The sequence below is a fragment of the Nocardia sp. NBC_01730 genome (genome assembly GCF_035920445.1).
Lineage (GTDB): Bacteria > Actinomycetota > Actinomycetes > Mycobacteriales > Mycobacteriaceae > Nocardia.
In genome coordinates this window covers 4,010,431-4,031,789 of sequence record NZ_CP109162.1, presented here as the reverse complement: position 1 = coordinate 4,031,789, position 21,359 = coordinate 4,010,431, and the positions used below count along the sequence as shown (strand labels likewise).

The 21,359-nt window shown below is 69.1% G+C and carries 20 protein-coding genes; 15 read left to right on the top strand and 5 right to left on the bottom strand.

The annotated features are described in order from the left end of the window. Nucleotides 1–167: 167 nt before the first annotated feature. From serB to OHB12_RS15920, 8 genes are all read left to right on the top strand, one after another. A complete protein-coding gene (gene serB / locus OHB12_RS15955; RefSeq protein WP_442800100.1) occupies nt 168–1,385 on the top strand; it encodes a phosphoserine phosphatase SerB in 1,218 nt (405 codons plus the stop codon). Between the two features lie 33 nt (nt 1,386–1,418). Then, entirely contained in the window at nt 1,419–1,826 is a 408-nt protein-coding gene (locus OHB12_RS15950; protein WP_327120310.1) for a protease inhibitor I42 family protein, read from the top strand. Continuing rightward, nucleotides 1,826–2,632 carry an aminoacyl-tRNA hydrolase gene (locus tag OHB12_RS15945; RefSeq protein WP_327120308.1) on the top strand — a complete coding sequence of 269 codons (807 nt, stop codon included), beginning with the start codon at nt 1,826–1,828 and terminating at the stop codon, nt 2,630–2,632. Before OHB12_RS15950 ends, OHB12_RS15945 begins: the two co-directional genes overlap by 1 nt. A 159-nt stretch (nt 2,633–2,791) precedes the next feature. Next, nucleotides 2,792–3,625 carry an ABC transporter ATP-binding protein gene (locus OHB12_RS15940; protein ID WP_327120306.1) on the top strand — a complete coding sequence of 278 codons (834 nt, stop codon included), beginning with the start codon at nt 2,792–2,794 and terminating at the stop codon, nt 3,623–3,625. Between the two features lie 47 nt (nt 3,626–3,672). Beyond that, a complete protein-coding gene (locus OHB12_RS15935; protein WP_442800049.1) occupies nt 3,673–4,512 on the top strand; it encodes an NUDIX hydrolase in 840 nt (279 codons plus the stop codon). 34 nt (nt 4,513–4,546) lie between these two features. Continuing rightward, nucleotides 4,547–5,323, top strand: coding sequence for an enoyl-CoA hydratase-related protein (locus OHB12_RS15930; protein ID WP_327120304.1), 777 nt, complete (start codon nt 4,547–4,549; stop codon nt 5,321–5,323). A gap of 37 nt (nt 5,324–5,360) precedes the next feature. Next, nucleotides 5,361–6,338, top strand: a complete 978-nt coding sequence (locus OHB12_RS15925) for a class I SAM-dependent methyltransferase (protein WP_327120302.1) — start codon at nt 5,361–5,363, stop codon at nt 6,336–6,338. Continuing rightward, the gene (locus OHB12_RS15920; RefSeq protein ID WP_327120300.1) at nt 6,338–7,519 is read left to right on the top strand and encodes a class I SAM-dependent methyltransferase; all 1,182 of its coding nucleotides are present in this window, start codon (nt 6,338–6,340) and stop codon (nt 7,517–7,519) included. The genes OHB12_RS15925 and OHB12_RS15920 overlap by 1 nt, the downstream gene beginning before the upstream one ends. Here OHB12_RS15920 and OHB12_RS15915 read toward each other — a convergent pair. Beyond that, nucleotides 7,506–8,804, bottom strand: coding sequence for an outer membrane protein assembly factor BamB family protein (locus OHB12_RS15915; RefSeq protein ID WP_327120298.1), 1,299 nt, complete (start codon nt 8,802–8,804; stop codon nt 7,506–7,508). The genes OHB12_RS15920 and OHB12_RS15915 overlap by 14 nt on opposite strands. 288 nt (nt 8,805–9,092) lie before the next feature. Here OHB12_RS15915 and OHB12_RS15910 point away from each other — a divergent pair, with 288 nt between their 5' ends. Together OHB12_RS15910 and OHB12_RS15905 are read left to right on the top strand one after the other, a co-directional pair. After that, nucleotides 9,093–9,842 (top strand): acyltransferase, encoded by a 750-nt coding sequence (locus tag OHB12_RS15910; protein ID WP_327120296.1) that lies wholly within the window; start codon nt 9,093–9,095, stop codon nt 9,840–9,842. A 52-nt stretch (nt 9,843–9,894) separates the two neighbouring features. Beyond that, the gene (locus OHB12_RS15905; protein ID WP_327120294.1) at nt 9,895–10,440 is read left to right on the top strand and encodes a DUF1697 domain-containing protein; all 546 of its coding nucleotides are present in this window, start codon (nt 9,895–9,897) and stop codon (nt 10,438–10,440) included. 246 nt (nt 10,441–10,686) lie between these two features. Here the strand turns inward: OHB12_RS15905 and OHB12_RS15900 are convergent, their stop codons facing one another. Genes OHB12_RS15900 through OHB12_RS15890 form a run of 3 tightly spaced genes read right to left on the bottom strand, consistent with a single transcriptional unit; the run spans nt 10,687 to nt 14,398 of the window. Beyond that, a complete protein-coding gene (locus OHB12_RS15900; protein ID WP_327120292.1) occupies nt 10,687–11,940 on the bottom strand; it encodes a glycosyltransferase family 4 protein in 1,254 nt (417 codons plus the stop codon). After that, nucleotides 11,937–13,583, bottom strand: coding sequence for a glycoside hydrolase family 57 protein (locus OHB12_RS15895; RefSeq protein WP_327120290.1), 1,647 nt, complete (start codon nt 13,581–13,583; stop codon nt 11,937–11,939). Before OHB12_RS15895 ends, OHB12_RS15900 begins: the two co-directional genes overlap by 4 nt. Then, complete coding sequence (locus tag OHB12_RS15890) at nt 13,580–14,398, bottom strand: class I SAM-dependent methyltransferase (protein WP_327120288.1); 819 nt, start codon at nt 14,396–14,398, stop codon at nt 13,580–13,582. The genes OHB12_RS15895 and OHB12_RS15890 overlap by 4 nt, the downstream gene beginning before the upstream one ends. 464 nt (nt 14,399–14,862) lie before the next feature. Here OHB12_RS15890 and OHB12_RS15885 point away from each other — a divergent pair, with 464 nt between their 5' ends. Both OHB12_RS15885 and OHB12_RS15880 read left to right on the top strand, forming a co-directional pair. Then, nucleotides 14,863–15,648, top strand: a complete 786-nt coding sequence (locus tag OHB12_RS15885; RefSeq protein WP_327120286.1) for an electron transfer flavoprotein subunit beta/FixA family protein — start codon at nt 14,863–14,865, stop codon at nt 15,646–15,648. 110 nt (nt 15,649–15,758) lie between these two features. After that, a complete protein-coding gene (locus OHB12_RS15880) occupies nt 15,759–16,715 on the top strand; it encodes an electron transfer flavoprotein subunit alpha/FixB family protein (protein ID WP_327120284.1) in 957 nt (318 codons plus the stop codon). 130 nt (nt 16,716–16,845) lie between these two features. Here the strand turns inward: OHB12_RS15880 and OHB12_RS15875 are convergent, their stop codons facing one another. Then, the gene (locus OHB12_RS15875; protein WP_327120282.1) at nt 16,846–17,703 is read right to left on the bottom strand and encodes a LysR family transcriptional regulator; all 858 of its coding nucleotides are present in this window, start codon (nt 17,701–17,703) and stop codon (nt 16,846–16,848) included. 111 nt (nt 17,704–17,814) lie between these two features. Between OHB12_RS15875 and OHB12_RS15870 the strand changes: the two genes are divergently transcribed. From OHB12_RS15870 to OHB12_RS15860, 3 genes are all read left to right on the top strand, one after another. Further along, nucleotides 17,815–19,107 (top strand): NAD(P)/FAD-dependent oxidoreductase, encoded by a 1,293-nt coding sequence (locus tag OHB12_RS15870; protein WP_327120280.1) that lies wholly within the window; start codon nt 17,815–17,817, stop codon nt 19,105–19,107. A 352-nt stretch (nt 19,108–19,459) separates the two neighbouring features. Next, nucleotides 19,460–20,287, top strand: a complete 828-nt coding sequence (locus OHB12_RS15865; RefSeq protein ID WP_327120278.1) for a GNAT family N-acetyltransferase — start codon at nt 19,460–19,462, stop codon at nt 20,285–20,287. Beyond that, the gene (locus tag OHB12_RS15860; protein WP_327120276.1) at nt 20,284–21,300 is read left to right on the top strand and encodes a lysophospholipid acyltransferase family protein; all 1,017 of its coding nucleotides are present in this window, start codon (nt 20,284–20,286) and stop codon (nt 21,298–21,300) included. The genes OHB12_RS15865 and OHB12_RS15860 overlap by 4 nt, the downstream gene beginning before the upstream one ends. Nucleotides 21,301–21,359 lie beyond the last annotated feature (59 nt).

The window sequence follows — 21,359 nt, the reverse complement described above, 5'->3', positions numbered from 1 at the left end:
GGTTGTGCTGAAGGGGCGCCTGCGCCGTAGGATTCACCCTGGTGAGTGTGCACCTGCTGGTCACCAGCGGGTGCACACTCGTTTTGTGCAGAATGCAGTACGCACCGTGGCGTTACGACAACGAGGTCCCCGCAGCGGCGGCAAACACCGAACTTGGAGCGCATCAGTTGGCCGACACCACAGTCCTCGTCACCGTCACCGGGCCCGACCGGCCCGGTGTGACGTCCGTGTTGCTCGCGGCGATGTCGCGGCACCGGGTGAGCCTGCTGGACGTGGAGCAGGTCGTGATCCGGGGCAGGCTGACCCTGGGCGTCCTGGTCACCTGTCCGCACGATCCCGAGGCGTTGCAGGACGAACTCGAAGAGGCCATGAACACCGTCAGCATGCACGTCGACGTCGAGGTCGGCGCCGAGGTCGGCAGGCATCCGATGTCCACGCACGCGGTGGTGATCCTCGGTAGCCCGGTTACCGCGCGCGCCTTCAGCGCGGTGTCGCGGCAGTTGGCCACGCTCGGCGCCAATATCGACACTATCCGCGGTATCGCGGACTATCCGGTGACCGGCATGGAGCTGCTGGTCACCGCGACCGACCCGAGCACGGACACCGACTCGCGGCTGCGCACGGCGCTGGCGGAGGTCGCGGTGGCCGAGCAGGTCGACGTCGCGGTGGAGCGCGCCGGGCTGGCCCGCCGTGGGAAGCGGCTCATCGTGTTCGACGTCGACTCGACGCTGATCCAGGGCGAGGTCATCGAGATGCTCGCCGCGCACGCGGGCGTGGAGGAGGAGGTCGCCAAGGTCACCGAAGCCGCCATGCGCGGCGAGATCGAGTTCGCCGAGTCGCTGCGGCAGCGGGTCGCGACACTCGAGGGCCTCGACGCGTCGGTGATCGAGGCGGTGGCTGATCGGATCGAGCTGACGCCCGGCGCCCGTACCACCATCCGTACGCTGCGCAGGCTCGGGTTTCGCTGTGGTGTGGTGTCCGGTGGTTTCCGTCAGGTGATCGAGCCGCTGGCGCATGAGCTGGAGCTGGACTTCGTTCAGGCGAACACCCTGGAGATCCAGGACGGAAAGCTCACCGGACGCGTTGTCGGCGAGATCGTCGACCGGCCGGCCAAGGCCGCGGCGCTGCGCAAGTTCGCGGCCGAGGCCGGAGTTCCGATGGAGCAGACCGTCGCGGTCGGCGACGGCGCCAACGACATCGACATGCTCAACGCCGCCGGGCTCGGCGTGGCGTTCAACGCCAAGCCCGCGTTGCGCGAGGTCGCCGACGCCGCCCTTTCGCATCCGTACCTGGACGCGGTGCTGTTCATCCTCGGCGTCACCCGGGACGAGGTGGAGGCGGCTGACGCCAGGGACGGCCTGCTGCGCCGAGTACCTTTGGCCTGACGGCTTTTTCGGACGAGACGATCGGAGGGCTCGGTGCGGAAGTCCCTGCTCGTGCTGTTGCTCGGGTTGGCAGTGATGGGCTGTGGCAGCAACGACTCGTCGGCGGCGGATCCCGTTGTGCGCGTCACCGACGCCGACAACGGTCAGGAGCGCGGATTGCACGCCGGTCAGCGGCTCGTGGTCACCCTGCCGTCGAACCCGTCGACCGGGTATTCCTGGCGCATAGCGGAATTGGACGACGCACTGGTGAAGCTGGACGGTGTGGCGGACTTCGAACCGGATCCGACGGTGCCTGTGGCGCCCGGCTCGGGCGGCAGCACCGTGTGGACCTTCGTCGGTGCCGGGACGGGCGTCGCCCAGCTGACGATGGACTACGCACGGCCGTGGGAGCAAGGCATGGAGCCGACCGAGAGGTTTTCGTTGACGATCAAGGTGGAGTGATGACGAGCATGCCGGAATGTGGTGCCGAATTCCGCGGCAGCGGGGAGACCGCGAGGGCCGCGACGGTGCCGGACGCCGCAGGATTTCTGGTCAGGCATGCGGAGCTGGCCGAAGGCTATGGCCATGCGGGCGATCCGGACGATCCGGCCATGGTGCAGGCGATGCAGATGGTGCTGCACCTTCCCAAGATCGATCCACCACCCCGCAGCTCGCTGCTCGCGGCGGCGGCGGCCGCCGCGGTGGCGCTGTGCTTGGACGAGCGGGTATCGCCGGGCGGCGAATGGGAAGAGCGCTATCTGGCGTGGAAGCGTTCGCGGATCCGCAAGGTGGCCAGGCGGGCCCGCGGCGCCCAGTGGAGCGCGACCTGCGCGGTGGACGGCGTCACTGTCGAGATCGACGGCGCGCAGGCACGGGCGCTCGTGCCTGAACCGGTGAGCCAGGTCGATCCGCGGATCAAGCGCCTGCAGATCGGCGGCACCGATCTCGACCACGACGATCCCGGGCCGCCCGACCCGAAGCTGCCCGTGCTGTGGGTGAACACGGCGCTCGGCATGACCCTGGGCAAGGCCGCCGCGCAGGTCGGCCACGCGAGCATGCTGCTGGCCGGTGCGCTCACCGCCGAGCACGCGTGGCGTTGGTCCGAGCGTGGATTCCATTGCTCGGTGCGCGAAGCCGACGCCGAGCGGTGGATGACCCTCGTCGGCCGGGTGGCCGACGGCACCGCCGTCGCCGTGCGAGACGCGGGGTTCACCGAGGTGGCGCCTGGCTCGATGACCGTGATCGCGGTGCCTGCCCTGGCCTGGTGAACCGGTCGCGGCGACTGTTCGGCAATCGGTGCGGGCGAGTCGGACCGCGGCTGCGCTGCCTGTTCCAACCGACAGGACCGCGGCTGTGCCGCGCTGATCCGGCCGACCCGCCCCGGCATCCCTCCCTGCGCTGGCAAATGCCCCCACGGGTGGGCCAAGATGGAGCGCGTGCCGCAACCGGATCCCGATCTGCTCATCGATTTCACCGACGTGACCGTCCGCCGTTCGGGCCACACCCTCGTCGGGCCGGTCACCTGGCAGGTCGAGCTCGACGAACGCTGGGTCGTCCTCGGCCCCAACGGCGCGGGCAAGACCTCGCTGCTGCGGATGGCCGCCGCCGAGACCCACCCCACCTCGGGCATCGCCCATCTGCTCGGGGAGCGGATCGGGAAGGTGGACGTCAACGAGCTGCGCCCGCGCATCGGCCTGTCCTCGGCCGCGGTGGCCAGCCGGGTTCCACTCGACGAGAAGGTCAGCGACTTGGTGGTGTCCGCCGGGTACGCGGTGCTGGGCCGGTGGCGGGAGCGCTACGACGACGTCGACACCGACCGCGCCATCGACATGCTGGAAAGCCTGGGTGCCGAACATCTCTCGGACCGCACCTACGGGACGCTGTCGGAGGGCGAGCGGAAGCGGGTGCTCATCGCTCGCGCGCTGATGCCCGATCCCGAGCTGCTACTGCTGGACGAGCCCGCCGCCGGCCTGGACCTGGGCGGTCGGGAGGAGCTGGTGGAGCGGCTCGGCGATCTCGCGGCCGATCCGGACTCGCCCGCGATCGTGCTCGTCACCCACCACGTGGAGGAGATCCCGCCAGGATTCACCCACGGCCTGTTGCTCAACGAGGGTGAGGTGGTCGCGCAGGGTCTGCTCGGCGACGTGCTCACCGCGGCCAACCTGAGCGATGCGTTCCGCCAGTCGATCGCGTTGAGTCGGGTGGGCGGTCGATACTTCGCGCGGCGCGCGCGCCGCGCGGGTAAGCATCGCACCCGCTGACCAGAACGCGGTGATCGCGTTCACCAAGCGCGCGTTAGGGTGCAGAGGTGAGTGAGACAAAATCGGAGCCCGACTCTCAGCCGGGGATACCGACGCTCAAGGACGCGTCGACGGTGATGCTGGTGCGCGACGGTGTCGACGGCCCCGAGATCTTCCTGCAGCGCAGGGTCGGGGCCATGGCATTCGCCGCGGGGATGACCGTATTCCCCGGCGGCGGCGTAGACCCGTCCGACGCCACCGCGGACATCACCTGGGCCGGCCCCGAACCAGCCTGGTGGGCCGAGCGGTTCGCGACGACCGAGCTGAGGGCCAAGGCGCTGGTGTGCGCGGCGGTACGTGAGACGTTCGAGGAATGTGGCGTGCTGCTGGCCGGTCCGACTTCCGACAGCGTCGTCTCCGACACGGCCCGGTACCGGGCCGCCCGCGGAAAGCTGGAGCGCAGGGAGCTGTCGCTGGCGTCGTTCCTCGCCGAGGAGAAGCTCGTGCTGCGCGCGGATCTGCTGCGGCCGTGGGCGAATTGGATCACCCCGGTGATCGAGCCGCGCCGCTACGACACCCGGTTCTTCGTCGCGGTGCTGCCGGAGGGGCAGCGCGCCGACGGCGCCACCTCGGAGGCGGCGGAGGTGCAGTGGCGCACCCCGGAGGAGGCATTGGCGCGCTGGCGGGCAGGCACCGACATCCTTCTGCCGCCGACTTGGTCACAGCTGGTCGCGCTCGGCGAATTCGGGTCCACCGCCGACATTCTGGTCGCGTGGCCGACGATCGATCCGATCATGCCGGTGCTCGTCGACATCGACGGCAAGCAGATGCTGTCTTTCCCGGACAACCAGCGCTACTTCGCCGATCTCCCGGATGCCGGTCGGCTCAGGGGATCTGTGCGCGAATGAGCGGGCGCGCCGGCACCCGGTAGCGTGGCCTCCCATGGCCGAATTCGTGACCCTGGATCAGCCCGAGGGCGATGCCGCGCGCCGCGTGGCCGTCCTCCGGATCGTCCGCCCGCCGCTGAACCTGCTGAACATTCAGCTGGCGCGCGAGCTGGCCGAGGCGGCCGACGCGGTTGCCGCGGACGCGAGCGTCGCGGCCGTGGTCGTGTACGGCGACGAGCGGGTGTTCTCGGCGGGTGACGACGTGGCCGAGCTGTCCCGGCTGAGCGCGGACCAGGCGAGCGCCGTGGCGGGCGATCTGCAGCGCGTCCTCGGCTGCCTGGCCCGGCTCCCGCAGCCCACCGTCGCGGCGATCAGCGGCTACTGTCTCGGCGGCGGGCTGGAGCTGGCGCTCGGCGCCGATCGGCGTGTCATCGGTGACAATGTCAAGCTGGGTCTTCCGCAGATCAAGGCCGGCCTGATCCCGCTCGCCGGAATCCGGCGGCTCGCGCTGCTCATCGGGCCGGGCCCGGCCAAGGACCTGGTCTACACCGGCCGGTTCGTCGAGTCGGACGAGGCGAAGGCGCTCGGTCTGGTCGACGAGGTCGTCGCGCCGGACGACGTGTTCACCGCCGCGATGAGCTGGGCGCGGCAGTTCGTGGACGGACCGGCGTGCGCGCTGGCCGCCGCGAAAGCGGTCTTCGAAGCCGGACCACACGGCCTGGACCGCGCGCGGACGGAATGGTCGGATCTGTTCACGACCGAGGATCGCCTGATAGGAACAGGTTCCTATCTCGCGGACGGTCCCGGGTCTGCCGAATTCGTGGGGCGATAGCGGGCGTCAACTGCGGATTTGGGTAGGCTTGCCGACCATGACGGTACGTCCCGACGACCCCGCGCCGAACCCGCACGCCACCGAGGCGGAGGTCGCAGCAGCGCTGGAGGATACGAAGCTGGCCCAGGTGCTCTACCACGACTGGGAAGCCGAGACCTACGACGACAAATGGTCTATCTCGTACGACGAGCGCTGTATCGAATACGCCCGCGGCCGGTTCGACGCCGCGGTCGGCCCGGCGCCGCTGCCCTACGGCAAGGCGCTCGAACTCGGCTGCGGTACCGGCTTTTTCCTGCTGAACCTGATGCAGGCGGGCGTGGCGAAATCCGGTTCGGTCACCGACCTGTCGCCGGGCATGGTCAAGGTCGCGCTGCGCAACGCACAGAACCTCGGGCTGGACGTGGAGGGCCGGGTCGCCGACGCGGAGACCATTCCCTACGAGGACGACACCTTCGACCTGGTGGTCGGCCACGCGGTGCTGCACCACATCCCTGACGTCGAGCTGGCGCTGAAGGAGTGCCTGCGCGTGCTCAAGCCGGGCGGCCGTTTCGTATTCGCGGGTGAGCCGACCACGGCAGGCAACTTCTACGCACGCTGGCTGGGCCGGATCACCTGGAAGGCCACCACCACGGTCACCAAGCTACCGATCCTGAGCGACTGGCGGCGTCCGCAGGAGGAGCTGGACGAGTCCTCGCGCGCGGCGGCCTTGGAGGCGGTGGTCGATCTGCACACCTTCGATCCGCGTGACCTGGAGGCCATGGCGCGTTCGGCAGGCGCCGTCGACGTGGCCGCCACCACCGAGGAATTCACGGCCGCGTTGTGGGGCTGGCCGGTGCGCACGTTCGAGGCCGCGGTGCCCGCCGAGAAGCTCACCTGGCGCTACCGGGTGGCGATGTACCGCGCCTGGATCGGCCTGAGCTGGGTGGACGAGAAGGTCATGCGTCGCGTGGTGCCGCGCCAGTTCTTCTACAACGCCATGATCACCGGCGTGAAGTCCAGCGCTTCCGCCAAGTAGTGGGGTACGGCTTCCGCCGTGCGGACGTCGCCTTTCTCGGGAGCGCGGCGGGCGCCGCCGCGCTGGCCGAGGTGGACCGGCTGGAGCTGACCCGGGCGACGCACCTGCGCGACCTGGAGCGGGTGCGTCGCGACCAGGGCTCGTGGGCAGCGGCGCTCGTCGAGACAGTGCGATTGCGCCGCAGGGCGGCCGCCAAGCTGGCCGACGCCGTGGAGTGGCTGTTCACCGACGACGCGCTGCAGCAGGCGACTCCGACAATGGTGGCCCGGCAGCGGGCTGCCCGGTTGGCCGGTCGGGCGGTACACGACGTGACGTGCTCGATAGGCGCGGAACTTATCGAGCTGGCGCGTGTCTGCCCTTCGGTGATCGGGAGCGATCTGGACGACGTACGGCTGTCGATGGCCGCACACAATCTGTCCGGAAACCGAAACTTATTGCTGGCCAAGGCGGACGCGCTGGTCCCGGTCAGCAGGGACACGGTCGTGGTCGCCGACCCGGCCCGCCGCGCCGACGGGCGCCGCACCCACGATCCGGCGAAACTCCAGCCGCCCCTTCCGGATCTGCTCGCCGCGTACGCGGGCCGCGATCTGGTCGTGAAGTGCGCTCCCGGACTGGACTTCGACCGCATGGACTGGCCCGGGGAAATCGAGGTGGTCTCGCTCGACGGCGCCGTCCGTGAGGCATGCTTGTGGTCGCCGGGTCTCGCCGAGGCGGGCGTCACCCGCAGAGCGACCGTGCTCATCACCGGCGGAGCGGTCCGCACCTATACCGGCGCCGATCCGGACGACATCCCGGAGCGGGACCCGGGCGAGTGGATCATCGACCCGGACGGCGCGGTGGTCCGCGCGGGCCTGGTCCGCCACTACGCCGCGAAACATGGTCTCTGGCAACTCGATCCGCGGATCGCCTACCTGACCGGCGACCGCGTCCCCGACGGCGTGCGTGGCTTCCGCGTCATCGAACGTCTCGACTATCGGGAGAAGACGCTGCGCGCCGCCCTGCGCCGCCACGATTGTGGTCCGCTGGAAATCCTGGCCCGTGGCGTCGAGGTCGATCCGGATAGACTTCGCCGCACGCTGAAACCGGCAGGCTCCCAGCCTTACACGCTGGTGATCACCAGGATCGGCCGTTCCCCAGTGGTGTTCCTGTGCACGGCGGTTTCCGCGCCTACTCTGGTTTGAAGGCGAAGATCTCGCCGATGCGGGTGGCGACCACGATCTCACCCTTGGCGCCGACCGAGGTCCCGGTGGTGGTGCCCTGGGCGTTCGGAAGCACGTCGGAATCGACGGTGGCGCCGGTCTCGGTGTCGAACGTGATCAGGTTCAGGCCGTCGGCGATGGCCGCCGCGGTGTAGCCGATGTTGTCCGCCGTCTGTACCGGCGTGCCACGCAGCGCGAGATCCTTGCGTTCCCACACGGTTTCGACGGCGTCGCCCTTGTCGCGTAGCGCGATCAGGTAGCCGTCATCGCCGGAGGGGATGATCAGTCCGGCACTCGACACCGAGATGCCCCCGCGCGGCGCCCAGGCCAGCTGCCGGACCCACTTGGTGCGCCCGTCCGCGGTGTCGAGGGCGATCAGGCGGTTGCTGTTGTCGCCGACGTAGACGGTGCTGCCGTCGGCGGACAGGGCGGGGCTGGTCGCACTGCCGCGCTCCAACAGTCCGGCGCTCCACTCCTGCTGGATCTTGCCGTCCGCGTAGCGGAGGGCGACCAGCGCCGCGGTCGGCTCGCCCGGCTTCCACAGCGTCACATAGAAGCGGCCGCTCGAGGTGTCGATCGGGGAGATGTTCGCGACCGGGCACTGCGGCCCTCCGGTGGCGCAGTCGTCCAGCCCTTGGCCCGCGGCGGGCCAGGTGAGGTCGGGGTGCTCGAGGAAATCGGGCTCGCCGAGCAGTTGCGCTGTCGGCACGACGCGATCGCCGGTCTGCCGGGACAGCACGTCGACCTGACCGGATTGGGTGACGGTCAATAGATTTCCGTCCCCGGTGAATTGCGCCGACACCGGAGTTCCCGCCACCGGGGTGCGCCAGCGCGGCTGCCCGAGATAGTTGAACGCGTTTACGCCACTGTCATCGCCGACGTAGACGTTGGTCATGCCGTCGACCACGGACGGTGCGGAGATCGCGCTCGGGCCGAGCGCGTTGCAGAATCGCTTGCGCCCGGTGGCCATCTGGAACGAGAAGATCGCGCAGTTCGGTAGGCGCGTGGTGACGAACAGCTGACCGTCGGGACCCAGCGTGACCGCCTCGGCGAGCGGCCCGCCCACCGGACGCGTCCAGCTCAGCGCGATCTTCTTGGCGCCGCTGACCGGGCTGGTTGCACCGTTGCGGCCGTCGTGGAACGCGGCGGGCCAGCCCTTGCCCGGACCGACGGTGATGTCGTCGACGTCGGTGCCGCAGCCCGCCAAGGCCAGCGCACCGACCGCGGCCAGCACGGCCGCAGCACGTATCCGGGACGGTCGCCACATGGAAGTAGCCAGTACGCCGCCGCTTCGCACCTGCCGCACTCCTGTCGTCGATGGCTCGCACGACACTAACGGTGTCGAACCACGGTCCCGGTTCGGTCTTTTCGCCCGCGGGTTCGGGGGCGCCGTCGCCGGCGCACGAGTCACTGTACGGGAGCGCTGTGCAGGGGTGCACGAGTCCCGTCGTTGTCGTCGCGGGTGCTCGTCGCCGTCCTCGCCCCGGGCGATAGGCTCTAACCGTCGCCGCCGAGGTGGGCGACACCCCGTAGGACCACGACAGGAGAACCGTTCGTGACGAGCATGTGGGGCGCACCGTTGCGTTCGCGCTGGCGCGGATCGCGCCGTCGGGATCCGCGGCAGGCGCGCTTTCTGACGACGGCTTCGCTGCGCTGGGTGCTCGCGAACCGGGCGTACACGCCCTGGTATCTGGTGCGTTATTACCGGTTGTTCAAGTTCCGCCTGGCGAACCCGCACATCGTGCTGCGCGGCATGGTGTTCCTCGGTCGTCGCGTCGAAATCCACGCGACGCCCGAATTGAGCCGGATGGAGATCGGCCGCTGGGTGCACATCGGCGACGGCAACGCGATCCGCTGCCACGAAGGATCGCTGCGCATCGGCGACAAGGTGGTGTTCGGCAAGGACAACGTCGTCAACACCTACCTCGACATCGAGATCGGCGAATCGACCCTGGTCGCGGACTGGTGCTACATCTGCGACTTCGACCACAAGATGGACGACATCACGATGCCGATCAAGGATCAGGGCATCGTGAAGAGCCCGGTCCGCATCGGCCCTGACACCTGGATCGCCGCCAAGGTCACCGTGCTGCGCGAGACCCGCGTTGGCCGCGGCTGCGTGCTCGGCGCGCACGCCGTGGTCAAGGGCGAGATCCCGGACTACAGCATCGCCGTCGGCGCGCCGGCCAAGGTGGTCAAGAATCGCAAGGAGGTCTGGGAGGCGGGCGCCGAGGAGCGCGCGAAATACTTTGCGGCCCTGGAGGATATCGCGCGCAAGAAGAACGGTGCCACCCAGACGGCCTAGCCGCCCCCGCGGGTCCGCCGATCTGTCGGGGCAAGCGAGTAGGTTCCCCGGCATGAACAGGTACGCCGCACTGCTGCGCGGGATCATGCCGAGCAATCCGAACATGAGCAACGCGAAATTGCGGGCGGTGTTCGATGGGCTCGGGTTCGAGGGGGTCGCGTCGGTGCTCACCAGCGGCAACATCGTGTTCCGCAGCCAAGGCACCGATGTTCCCGCGCTGGAGGACCATATCCAGCAGGCGTTGAACCGGGAACTCGGAATCGGCGGCGGCACGATCATCCGCAGCTACGAAGAACTTCGCGCGCTGCTGGACACCGACCCCTTCCCAGGACTCACACACGGGCGCGGGACATATCTGATCGCGACGTTTCTCAAGGGCACCGTCGAGGCGCCGGGAACGCTGCCCACTCAACCCGATCCGCTCACCCGGATCATCGGCTACGACGAGGCGGCTCGCGCCTTTCTCGCGGTCATCGACAACAGCGTGCCCGGCAAGACGCCGGACTTCATGGCCTGGCTGGACAAGACCTACGGCAAGGACATCACGACCCGCACCTGGCTCACCGTCGAGCGCATCGTGAAGAAGCTCACGGCATGAGCGGTCAAGCCCGGAGGCGGCAGCGAAGCGTAACCACGGAGGGCTCCGCTCATGCGAGAGGGGATGTGGCATGAGCGGTCAAGCCCGGAGGCGGCAGCGAAGCGTAACCACGGAGGGCTCCGCTCATGCGAGAGGGGATGTGGCATGAGCGGTCAAGCCCGGAGGCGGCAGCGAAGCGTAACCACGGAGGGCTCCGCTCATGCGAGAGGAGATACGGCCTGAGCCGCGCACGATCGCGGCCGTGCACTACTTCGGATCGCGTTCCGGCAGCGGGCGGTCGATGATGGCCGGGCGGCCCAGCGGATTGCGCACCCGGCGTTTGGCCGATTGGTACACCTGGGCGGTTTCCGCTGCCACCATGTCCCACGCGAAATCCGCGGTGAGCCGTTCGCGGGCGGCGTGCGCTCGCTGCTGCGCCGCGGCGGGGTCGTCGAGGGTGGCGCGGACCGCCTCGACCAGGCCGTCGACGTCGGCGGGCGCGAAGGACGCGCCGGTCACCCCGTCGATCACGGCCTCGCCGAGGCCGCCCGCCGTCGAGGTGATCAGCGGAGTGCCCGCCGCCGCCGCCTCCAGGGCGACGATGCCGAAGGGCTCGTACCGGCTGGGCAGTACGATCGCGTCGGCGCCGTGCAGCCAGCCGAGCAACTCCTTGTGGTGGAGCTGCCCGGCGAAGATCACCGCGCGGGCGACCCGATGTACGCGGGCGCGCTCGCGCAGCCACTCGAACTGGGTGCCGACACCGGCGATGGTCAGGGTCGTACCGGGGTGGGCGCGGCGGATGCGGGGCAGCGCCGCGATCGCGTCCTGCACGCCTTTCTCGTACTCCAGCCTGCCCACATACAGCACGCGGGGCGGACCGGTGCGCGGTGAACGTGGACGGAAGGTCCAGGCGCCCACGTCGATTCCATTGCGGATCACCGTCATCGGGATCCGTTCCGGCCCGTACAGCCGTTCCACCTCGTCCTGCATGGACGACGAGCAGGTGATCAGCGCGTCGGACTCGTTGGCGAGCCACCATTCGACCGAATGCACCTGCTTGTTGACCTTGCCCGCGACCCAGCCGCTGTGCCGTCCGGCTTCGGTGGCGTGCATGGTCGACACCAGCGGCACGTCGTAGTACTCGGCCAGCGCTATACCAGGGTGGGCGACCAGCCAGTCGTGCGCGTGCACCACGTCGGGGATCCAGCCGTCACCGATGCCAGGCTTCCCGAGGGCGACGCCCGCGCGCACCATGGCATGGCCCATGGCCAGCGTCCAGGCGAGCATGTCCTCGCCGAAGTCGAACACCGGCGGGTCCTCCGCGACCGCGACGACCAGCACCCCATCGGCGATGAAGGAGTGCGTGGGGTGGGTCGAGGAGTCGGTGCCTGAAGGACGTCGGGACAAGACGACCACCTCGTGGCCCGCCGCGGCCAGTTCGGTGGCGAGGTGATGCACGTGCATGCCGAGTCCACCGACTACGACCGGTGGGTACTCCCACGACACCATCAAAATCTTCATGTATGTCCTTCTGCGGCGGAGCCTTGCTGCGCGGTGGCGGGGCCCGATCCCGGCGCGACGGCGGGCGCTGTTTCGGTGGTGCCGGGTACGGCCCCCGCGGAGCCGAGTCGCCGCGCGTCCACACCGGGGAAGAGTCCGTCGGCCGCCCCCCATCCTGCCGCCAACTGTCGTGCTTTGGCGACTTGGCCCGCTCCGACGGCCGCGGCGATTTCCCGCACGGCGTGTGCGTGCTGGTGCGCGCGGTCGCGGGCGTAGCCCGCGGCGGAGTCCTTGCTGACCATGAATGCCCAATCGCTGGACACGGTCAGGATCGCTTCGCGTAGCAACTGGTCGGCCACGTGATCGCGCAGGCCGGGCGCGCCGCCCTGGGCCGCGCGCATCTTGTCGATCGTGTCCAGCGTCAGCCGCACGATGTCGTCGTCGAGCTCGACCAGGTCGCGCACCTGGTCGCCGGCCCACACCCGCCAGTCCTTGCCCGAGCCCCAGGACGAGTCGGCCAGCGGCACCGGTTCGCCCAGGTAGCCGCGGTCGCGCGCGTCGGCCAACGTGCCGACGGTGACGCCCGCTTCCGGCAGCGCGCGCAGCACTCGGGCCAGCCACTGCGGACCCTCGTGCCACCAGTGTCCGAACAGTTCGGTGTCGAACGCGGCGACGACCAACGCGGGGCGCCCGATCCGGGCGGACTCGGCGATCAACCGCTCGCGCACGGTCCGCACGAAGTCGTCCACGTCGCGGTCGACCGCCGCGTCGGCCAGCTCCGGGTCGTAGGGGGCCTTGTCCGGTCCGGCGACCGTCTTGCCGGTGACCCGGGCGGGCTTGAGACCTGTCGCGTGGTCGTAGTGATGGAAGTCACGGTAGGCGCCGTGGCCGGGGTAACCGGACTTCGGTGACCAGACCCGGTAGCTCACCTGCAGGTCGCGTCCGAACGCGACCACGTCGGACTCGCGCACCGGCCGCCCGAGGCTGGTGTCGCCGCGCAGTGCGGGCCCATCGACCATGAAATGCGTCACACCGGCATCGGCGTATCCGACCTCCATACCCGGTGTGTACCCGCATTCGGGGGCCCAGATCCCGGTGGGCGTGTGGCCCCAGCGGTGCCGCGCGTCCGCCAGTCCTTCGGTGAGCTGGAACTGCCTCAGCCGCGGATCGAGCAGCGGTTGGAACGGGTGGGCGAGTGGCCCGCCGAGCAACTCGATAGTTTCGGCGTCGACCAGTTCGCGCCAGACCGGCGCTGCGCCGTGTCGCCAGCGCTGCTCGAATTCGGCCAGTGCCGCGGCAGCCAGGCGGTGTTCGTGCCTGCCGAGCGCGACGTTGCCCGCCATGGCGGCCTCGTCCGCGCGCAGCTGCCAGTTGCCCAGCCAGTGGTGCATGCCTGCCAGGCAGTGCGGGTCGTCCAGCTGGGCCGCGAGCACCGGCGTGATGCCGAGGCTGAGTAGATGCGAACGCCCCTCGGCCGCAAGGGTTCTCAGCACCTCGACGACCGGAAGATAGGACGCCGCCCAGGACTGGTAGAGCCATTCCTCGCCGACCGGCCAGCGGCCGTGATGGGCCAGCCAGGGCAGGTGGGAGTGCAGGACCAAGGTGAATTGGCCCGGTACCGGGCTCGCGGAGTGCCCGCCGGGCACGGTACTGCGGTCGGTCAAGGCTTCACCGCGATGGCGACCAGGTCGAGGCTCGCGTCGATGTCCTCGGCGATCAGCACGAAATCCTCGACGGTGACGCCCGCGACGTCCGCGGTCAGTTCCGCGGGCCATGGCTCGCCGGCCAGCGCCCGTTCGATCTGCGCGTCGATGAACGATCCACCGTGTTTGGCGTCCAGCATCTTCAGGCTCGGCCCGTGGTGCACGCCGATCATCTGCGCGACCTCGAATCCGGTATCGACCAGCAGCTCGGTCAGCTCGTCGGCGTTCAGCTCCCTGGTGTGGAACGGATTGAGCGGGGTATCGCGGCCGGGGGAGAAGGTGATCCGGTTGGGCGTGCTGATCAGCAACTCGCCGCCGGGGCGAAGCACGCGCAGGCACTCCCGCAGGAACTGCGACTGGTCCCAGAGATGTTCGATCACTTGGAAGTTCACCACGACGTCGACCGAGGCGTCCTCCAGCGGCAGGGCTGCGAGGTTGCCGTGCAGCATTTCGACGCGCGGGTAGCGCGCGCGCACGTGCTCGACGGCGCTGGTGTCGTAGTCGAGGCCGACCACCTTGGTGGCCACGTCGGCGATCATGTCGGCGCCGTAGCCCTCGCCGGAACCGGCTTCCAGGACGGTCTTACCCGCGCAGCGATCCAGCAGGCGGGTGTAGGCGATCTCGTGCCTGCGGAACCAGTAGTTCTCTTCGGCGATGCCGGGGACGGTGCGCTCGCCGGTCAGCGGCAGCGGTTCGGCGGTGCCGATAGTCGACTCGGGTTCTGCGGTAATGCCCGTCGGGTCGCCCACTGCGGCAGGGATCACAGCCTCGCTCATCACTCCGACGTTACTGGCTCTTTGGGGGAAACTCGCACCCGGCGGCCTCGATGTGCGGCTGCCTCGCCTGCGCTCGGCCCGGCGCGGGGCGACGGGCGGACTTCGTCCGGCGGTGCCATATGTGCGGCTGCCTCGCCTGCGCTCGGCTCGGCGCGGGGCGACGGGCGGACTTCGTCCGGCGGTGCCATATGTGCGGCTGCCTCGCCTGCGCTCGGCTCGGCGCGGGGCTACCTACGGGCGGACTTCGTCCGGCGGTGCCGTAGGCGTTTCGCGATGATCGCGTCAGGCCTCCGATCCGGCGCACCATATCGTCCGATATGGGGTGTGAGAGAGAAGCCATTGAGTTACCCGTGGGTAACTTAACGTAGGGTAATGTCACGGCCTGAGCCACTCAGACGGACGTACGGCCATGCTCGTGCGACCACCACATACGTGTACCTAGAACAGGAGGTCGACGAAGACCGATGCCGAACATCGTCGTACTCATCAAGCAGGTTCCCGACACCTGGTCCGAGCGCAAGCTGACCGATGGTGACTTCACCCTCGACCGCGAAGCCGCCGACGCCGTGCTCGACGAGATCAACGAGCGCGCCGTCGAAGAGGCGCTGCTGCTCAAGGAGGCCCAGGGCGGCGAGGTCACCGTGCTGGCCGCAGGCCCCGCCCGCGCCACCGAGGCCATCCGCAAGGCGCTGTCCATGGGCGCCGACAAGGCCATCCACATCAACGACCCTGCGATCCACGGCTCGGACGCCGTGCAGACCGCCTGGGTGCTGGCCAGCGCGCTCGGCCAGGTCGAGGGCGTCGAGCTGGTCATCGCGGGCAACGAGGCGACCGACGGCCGCGCGGGCGCCGTGCCCGCGATCATCGCCGAGTACCTCGGCCTGCCGCAGCTGACGCACCTGCGCAAGCTGACCGTCGACGGCGACAAGATCACCGGCGAGCGCGAGACCGACGACGGCGTCTTCAAGCTGGAGGCCACCCTCCCCGCCATCGTGAGTGTCACCGAGAAGATCAACGAGCCACGCTTCCCGTCCTTCAAGGGCATCATGGCCGCGAAGAAGAAGGAAGTGCAGACCTTCACGCTGGCCGACCTCGGCGTCGACCCGTCGACCGTGGGTGTCGCGAACGCAGGCACCGCCGTCACCGCCGCCACCCCGAAGCCCCCGCGCACCGCGGGCGAGAAGGTGGCAGACGAGGGCGACGGCGGCACCAAGGTCGCCCAGTACCTGATCGGCCAGAAGATCATCTGATCTCGGCAGTGCTAGTGCGGGACACCGCACCCGGTCGGGCGGGGCGAGCCGCTTCGGGATCGTCGCTCGTTTCGCCCTCCAGATCTGAGACTTCTTAGGAGAGAACACAAATGGCAGAAGTACTTGTGCTCGTCGAGCACGCCGACGGTGCGATCAAGAAGGTCAGCACCGAACTGCTCACCGCCGCCCGCGCCCTCGGCGAGCCGGCCGCCGTCGTGCTCGGCGCGGCCGGCACCGGCGAGAAGCTGGCCGACGCGCTGACCGCCGCGGGCGCCGAGAAGATCTACATCGCCGAGTCCGACGATGTGGAGAACTTCCTGGTGACCCCGAAGGTCGACGTGCTGGCCGGGCTGACCGAGTCGGCCTCCCCGGCCGCGGTCATCGTCGCCGCCACCGCCGAGGGCAAGGAGGTGTCTGGTCGCCTCGCCGCTCGCATCGGCTCCGGTCTGCTGATCGACGTCATCGACGTGAAGTCGGACGGCAGCGCGGTCCACTCCGTCTTCGGTGGTGCGTTCACCGTCGAAGCCAAGGCCACCGGCGACGTGCCGGTGTTTTCGGTCCGCCCCGGCGCCGTCGAGGCATCGGCGCAGGCGGGCGCGGGGGAGAAGGTGACAGTCGAGGTGCCCGCACAGGAAGAGGGCGTCGTCAAGGTGATCTCGCGCGAGCCGGTCGTCGCCGGTGACCGTCCGGAACTCACCGAGGCCGCCATCGTGGTTTCCGGTGGCCGTGGCGTCGGGTCCGCCGACAACTTCGCCGTCGTCGAGGCGCTGGCCGACTCGCTCGGCGCGGCCGTCGGCGCCTCGCGTGCCGCGGTCGACTCCGGCTACTACCCCGGCCAGTTCCAGGTCGGCCAGACCGGTAAGACCGTCTCGCCGCAGCTGTACATCGCCCTCGGTATCTCCGGCGCGATCCAGCATCGCGCGGGCATGCAGACCTCGAAGACTATCGTCGCGGTCAACAAGGACGAAGAGGCCCCGATCTTCGAGATCGCGGACTACGGCATCGTGGGCGACCTGTTCAAGGTTGCCCCGCAGCTGACCGAAGCGGTCAAGGCGCACAAGGGCTGATTCCGCTCGGCGCACCCGAACGGCCCCGGACTTCGGTCCGGGGCCGTTCGCGTTCGGGCTCGTGCGCCTGCGGTTTGCACCGATCTTCGGGCTATTCGATGCACGACGGCCGATTCGTCAACCGACGGTCTCAGGTGCGATGCATCGAGCTGAGCAGGGTGGTCAGGATCGGTGAGCGCCGGGCATCGGCGCGCAGCACCGCCGACACCGGGATGCGCAGCTTGGGTTCGGCCAGCCGCAGCACCACCAGCCCCTCGGTCGTGCTCTCCGCGTAGAGGACCGTCCACGCGTCGGGCCGATTGATCAGCTCGAGCGTTGCGGTGTGGTCCGGCGGGATCGGTGGTCCGAAGGTGGGTCCGGTGGGCAGCTCGGCGAACGCGTTGCGAATCACGGTGTGCAGCAGCACTTGTTCCTGCTCCGGCGGCAACAGCAGTGGATACGAGCTCAGATCCGCCAGCGTCACCACCTCTTCGGTGGCCAGCGGGTGGGCGCTGGAGGTGGCGATCACCAGGTCCTCGACCCAGAGTTGTTCCACCACGAGACCCGGCTGGTCGACGCGGCCGCGGATCAGCGCGAGATCGCAGTCTCCGTCGGTGACCGCGGTGATGCGCTGGCGGAACGGTTTGATCACGAACTCGATCTCCGCCTCCGGATGCGTGGCGCGCGCGCCCGCGATCGCCGACAGCGAGCGGGTGGCGAAGGACATGTTCGCGGCCAGCCGGATGCGTGGCCCCACCGTGCGCACGGCGGCTCGGATCGCCGACTCCAGGCTCAGCATTTGCTTCGCGAGGGGAATTAGCCGTGCGGTGGCGTCGGTGGGCACGACCGACCGGGTCGAGCGCTCGAACAGTTGTACGCCGAGATCGCGTTCCAGCCGGGAGATCTGGTGACTGATCGCGGACTGTGAGATGAAACACCGCGCGGCAGCGCCGCTGAAGCTGAGCTCCTCGCACACTGCCACGAAGTAGGTGAGCTGCCGAAGTTCCACAGCACCTCCTATTAATTAGGAATCGAGATAAGAGTCATCTGAAGTATGCGCCCTAACACATGAAATATCTGCCCTTTGGATGACGGTTCGTAATGAGAGAAGGAGGCTGTCATGGAGTACGTGGACGCGGGGATCGAAACCGCGGGTGTTGTCATTGTCGGATCGGGGTTCGGTGGGCTTGCCGCCGCTAAACAGCTCGCCAAGTCGGGGGTGGACTATGTGCTGATCTCCAGCACGCCCGAGCATCTGTTCCAACCGCTGTTGTACCAGGTAGCGACCGGTGTGCTGGCATCGGAAGAGATCGCGCCGCCGATCGCGGGCATCCTGCGCCGCCACCGCGAGGCCGATGTGCGCCTCGGCACGGTGGTCGCCATCGATCCAGACAAGGCCATCGTCACCTACGAGAACGAGGGCGGGCGGCACCGGATCCGGTACGGCTCGTTGATCGCGGCCACCGGAGCCAGCCAGTCCTATTTCGGCCGCGACGATTTCGCCGAGAAGACCTTCTCGCTCAAGACCATCGATGACGCGCGGCGGCTGCGCGCGCAGATCGAACGGGTCTTCGCCGAGGCCGCGAACGCCGACGAGCAGACAAGCCGCAAGCTGCTGAGCTTCGTCGTGGTCGGCGCGGGCGCAACCGGCGTCGAGGTAGCGGGCCAACTGGAGGAACTGGCGAAACGGCATTACCACCAGCAGGTTTCGGTCACCCTCGTGGAAGGTGCGGGCGAGGTGCTCCCACCGTTCGGCGGAGGGCTGTCGGAATACGCGAAAAAGTCGTTGACCCGCAGCGGCGTCGACGTGCTGCTCGGCACCTTCGTCACCGACATCGAGCAGGGCAAAGTCACCGTCAAAGGCCCCGACGGCGTCGAGCAGGGCATCGCGGCCGAGACCGTCGTCTGGTCGGCGGGTGTGCAGGCGGGTGGGTTCGCGAAGATCTTGGCCGAGGCCACCGGCGTCGAGACCGACCGGGCCGGACGGCTGCTGATCAACCAAGACCTCACCGTCGGCGGTTACGCCGACATCTACGCCATCGGCGACATGACCTCGCTCAACGGCTACCCCGGCCAGTCGCCAGTGGCCATGCAGGAGGGCAGGCACGCTGCCGACATCATCCGTCGCAAGAAGCAGCCCGGCACCGGGTTCAAGTACTGGGACAAGGGCAGCATGGCGGTGATCAGCCGGTTCAGCGCGGTGACGAAACTCAACGAGCGCATCACCTTCCGCGGTCTGATCGCCTGGTTCATATGGCTCGCGGTGCACCTGTTCTACCTGGTCGGCTTCCGCAACCGCTTCGCCGCGGTCGCCTCCTGGTTGGTCGCGTTCGTCGGCACCGGGCGCCCCGGCTTCGCCGAGGAGCAGACGACCCCGACAAAGGAACGAGCTCCGGAGCAGCGTGCGGCTTGATTGCTGTGTTTTTGGCCGCGCGGGCGCGGCGGGTTCGCGGCCCCCTTTTGGCTCGCGTCCGAGCGACCGACGCTGGTGACTTCGTCGCGGACGCGGCGGTCGCTCGGACGCGAGCCGGGCCGCGAACGGGGAATGCTCGGTCTCGCTTCGCTCGGAAGTGGGGGTGGGGCCGGTGTGGTTGCGTTGGGAGGCAAACGCGGATGCGCGGCGGCACAGACGCTTTCGAATGGACGAACGCGTTGGAACCGTTCGGTGAACGCTTGGTGTGACCGCCGTCTCGTTCACCGAACCGGCATCGCCGCGACACTTCGAGGTTGCTCCTTCGCAGTGTCGAGCTGGCTTCATCACCGATATGACTATTTCGTCCGTGTTGACAGCCCCGGCTCGACCGACGGACTCCGGCGAGGAACGGTCGCGCTATTCGCTGGTGGTCGCGTCCGACGCCGAGCACCGCGTGGCCGCGCAGCGCCTGCGCTACGGTGTGTTCGCCAACGAGCCGGGCTTCCGGATCCCGGACACCGGCACCGGACTCGACGCCGACCGGTTCGACGAGCACTGCGATCATCTGCTCGTTCGTGACGACGCCTGCGGCGAGTTCGTCGGCTGTTACCGGATGCTGCCGCCGGACAAGGTGGCGGCCGCGGGCGGGTACTACACGGCGACGGAATTCGATCTCGCCCAGCTGAATCCGGAGGGCATGCGGATCGTGGAGATGGGCCGCGCGTGTGTGGTGCCCGACCACCGCAACGGTTCGGTGCTGACGCTCATGTGGGCGGGCATCATGCACTACATCCAGCTCACCGGCTACGACTGGGTGATGGGCTGCGTGTCGGTGCCGATGCAGGCCACCCCGGTCGAACCGTCCGGCGTGAACGTGCGCGGGGTGCGCGACATGCTGCTCGGCAGACACGCTTCCGACCAGGAGCGACGGGTGCGCCCATATCGCCCTGTGATCGTCGACGGCAAGACCCTGGACGAACTGGAACCGCCGTCGCGCCCGAAGCTGCCTCCGCTGCTGCGTGGCTACCTACGTCTCGGCGCCGAGATCTGCGGTGAACCCGCGCACGATCCCGATTTCGCGGTCGCCGACTTCGTCGCACTGCTCGGCCTGGACACCATCAACACCCGCTACCTCAACCGGTTACGCGCCGCCGCCGCCACCTTCGACGGGGGACGGTGAAAACCGTGGTCTTCGACGCGCCGCCCGCGCAGGCCGCCGCACACGCGTGGATGCCGTCGAGCCCCTGTGGGCCCGGCTGCCTCGAGCCGATCGATCAGGTCGGTATCGGCCGGGTGGCCGTGAGGCTGGTCGGAGTCGCCGGACTGCTGGTCAGCTTCCCGGTCGCGCACGTCGTGACTCCGCGCGGCAAGCGCGAGCTGCTGCAGCGCGGATACGCGCGCATGCTGCTCGGCTGCCTCGGCATGCGCTTGCGGATCGTCGACAACCGGGCGGCCGTGGACGAGAGCGGTGCCGCGCTTCCGCGGGAACGCTTCGGTGTGCCCGGCCGCGGTGTCTTGGTCGTCACCGGACACATCGGCTGGACCGACATTGTCGCGCTGGCGTCGGTGCAGCCGCTCGGGTTCGTGGCGCGCGCGGACATGGTGGACTGGCCGCTGCTCGGTGGGCTCGCGAAGCTGATGCGAGTGGTCCCGATCGAGCGTGAACGCCTGCGGGCGCTGCCCGATGTGGTGGTCTCGATCGGTGCGCGGCTGGCCGCCGGTGAACGGATCGGCGTGTTCCCCGAGGGCACCACGTGGTGCGGCCGCGCCTACGGAACCATGCGGCCCGCGCTGTTCCAGGCGGCGGTTGACACCGGCACAGCGGTGCAACCGGTGCGGTTGCGGTATCTGGACCGGCACGGCGCGCAGTGCACGGTGCCCGGGTTCGTCGGCGTCGACACCTTCGCCTCGTCCGCGCGCCGGGTGTTGCGTTCGCGCGGGATGATCGCCGAGGTGGTGCTCGAGCCGACGCAACAGCCGGGCACGGATCGGCGCGACCTCGCCCGCCGCTGCGAGGCCGCCGTGCGCGGCACCGAGCGGTCGCGGCACGACATGCTGGACGCCACGGTGTGGATCGAGGCGGCGAACACCCGAGTACAGGACCCGTCGGTCGCGGCGGATGCGCTGGAAGTGCGCAGGCCGCGTCTTCGCCCCACGCTGCGCGGTCGTCGGACCTCCGCCGTCGCTCGATAGTCGGTCGGTCGATCCAGCGGATGTGGCTTGGCGACCGGCGCGCTGCGCGGCGGTAGCGA

Coding starts and splice junctions, on each gene's coding strand:
- OHB12_RS15945 (WP_327120308.1), top strand. CDS start 1,826: ATGACGAGCATGCCGGAATGTGGTGCCGAATTCCGCGGCAGCGGGGAG.
- OHB12_RS15940 (WP_327120306.1), top strand. CDS start 2,792: ATGGAGCGCGTGCCGCAACCGGATCCCGATCTGCTCATCGATTTCACC.
- OHB12_RS15930 (WP_327120304.1), top strand. CDS start 4,547: ATGGCCGAATTCGTGACCCTGGATCAGCCCGAGGGCGATGCCGCGCGC.
- OHB12_RS15925 (WP_327120302.1), top strand. CDS start 5,361: ATGACGGTACGTCCCGACGACCCCGCGCCGAACCCGCACGCCACCGAG.
- OHB12_RS15915 (WP_327120298.1), bottom strand. CDS start 8,804: ATGTGGCGACCGTCCCGGATACGTGCTGCGGCCGTGCTGGCCGCGGTC.
- OHB12_RS15905 (WP_327120294.1), top strand. CDS start 9,895: ATGAACAGGTACGCCGCACTGCTGCGCGGGATCATGCCGAGCAATCCG.
- OHB12_RS15900 (WP_327120292.1), bottom strand. CDS start 11,940: ATGAAGATTTTGATGGTGTCGTGGGAGTACCCACCGGTCGTAGTCGGT.
- OHB12_RS15890 (WP_327120288.1), bottom strand. CDS start 14,398: ATGAGCGAGGCTGTGATCCCTGCCGCAGTGGGCGACCCGACGGGCATT.
- OHB12_RS15885 (WP_327120286.1), top strand. CDS start 14,863: ATGCCGAACATCGTCGTACTCATCAAGCAGGTTCCCGACACCTGGTCC.
- OHB12_RS15880 (WP_327120284.1), top strand. CDS start 15,759: ATGGCAGAAGTACTTGTGCTCGTCGAGCACGCCGACGGTGCGATCAAG.
- OHB12_RS15870 (WP_327120280.1), top strand. CDS start 17,815: ATGGAGTACGTGGACGCGGGGATCGAAACCGCGGGTGTTGTCATTGTC.
- OHB12_RS15865 (WP_327120278.1), top strand. CDS start 19,460: ATGACTATTTCGTCCGTGTTGACAGCCCCGGCTCGACCGACGGACTCC.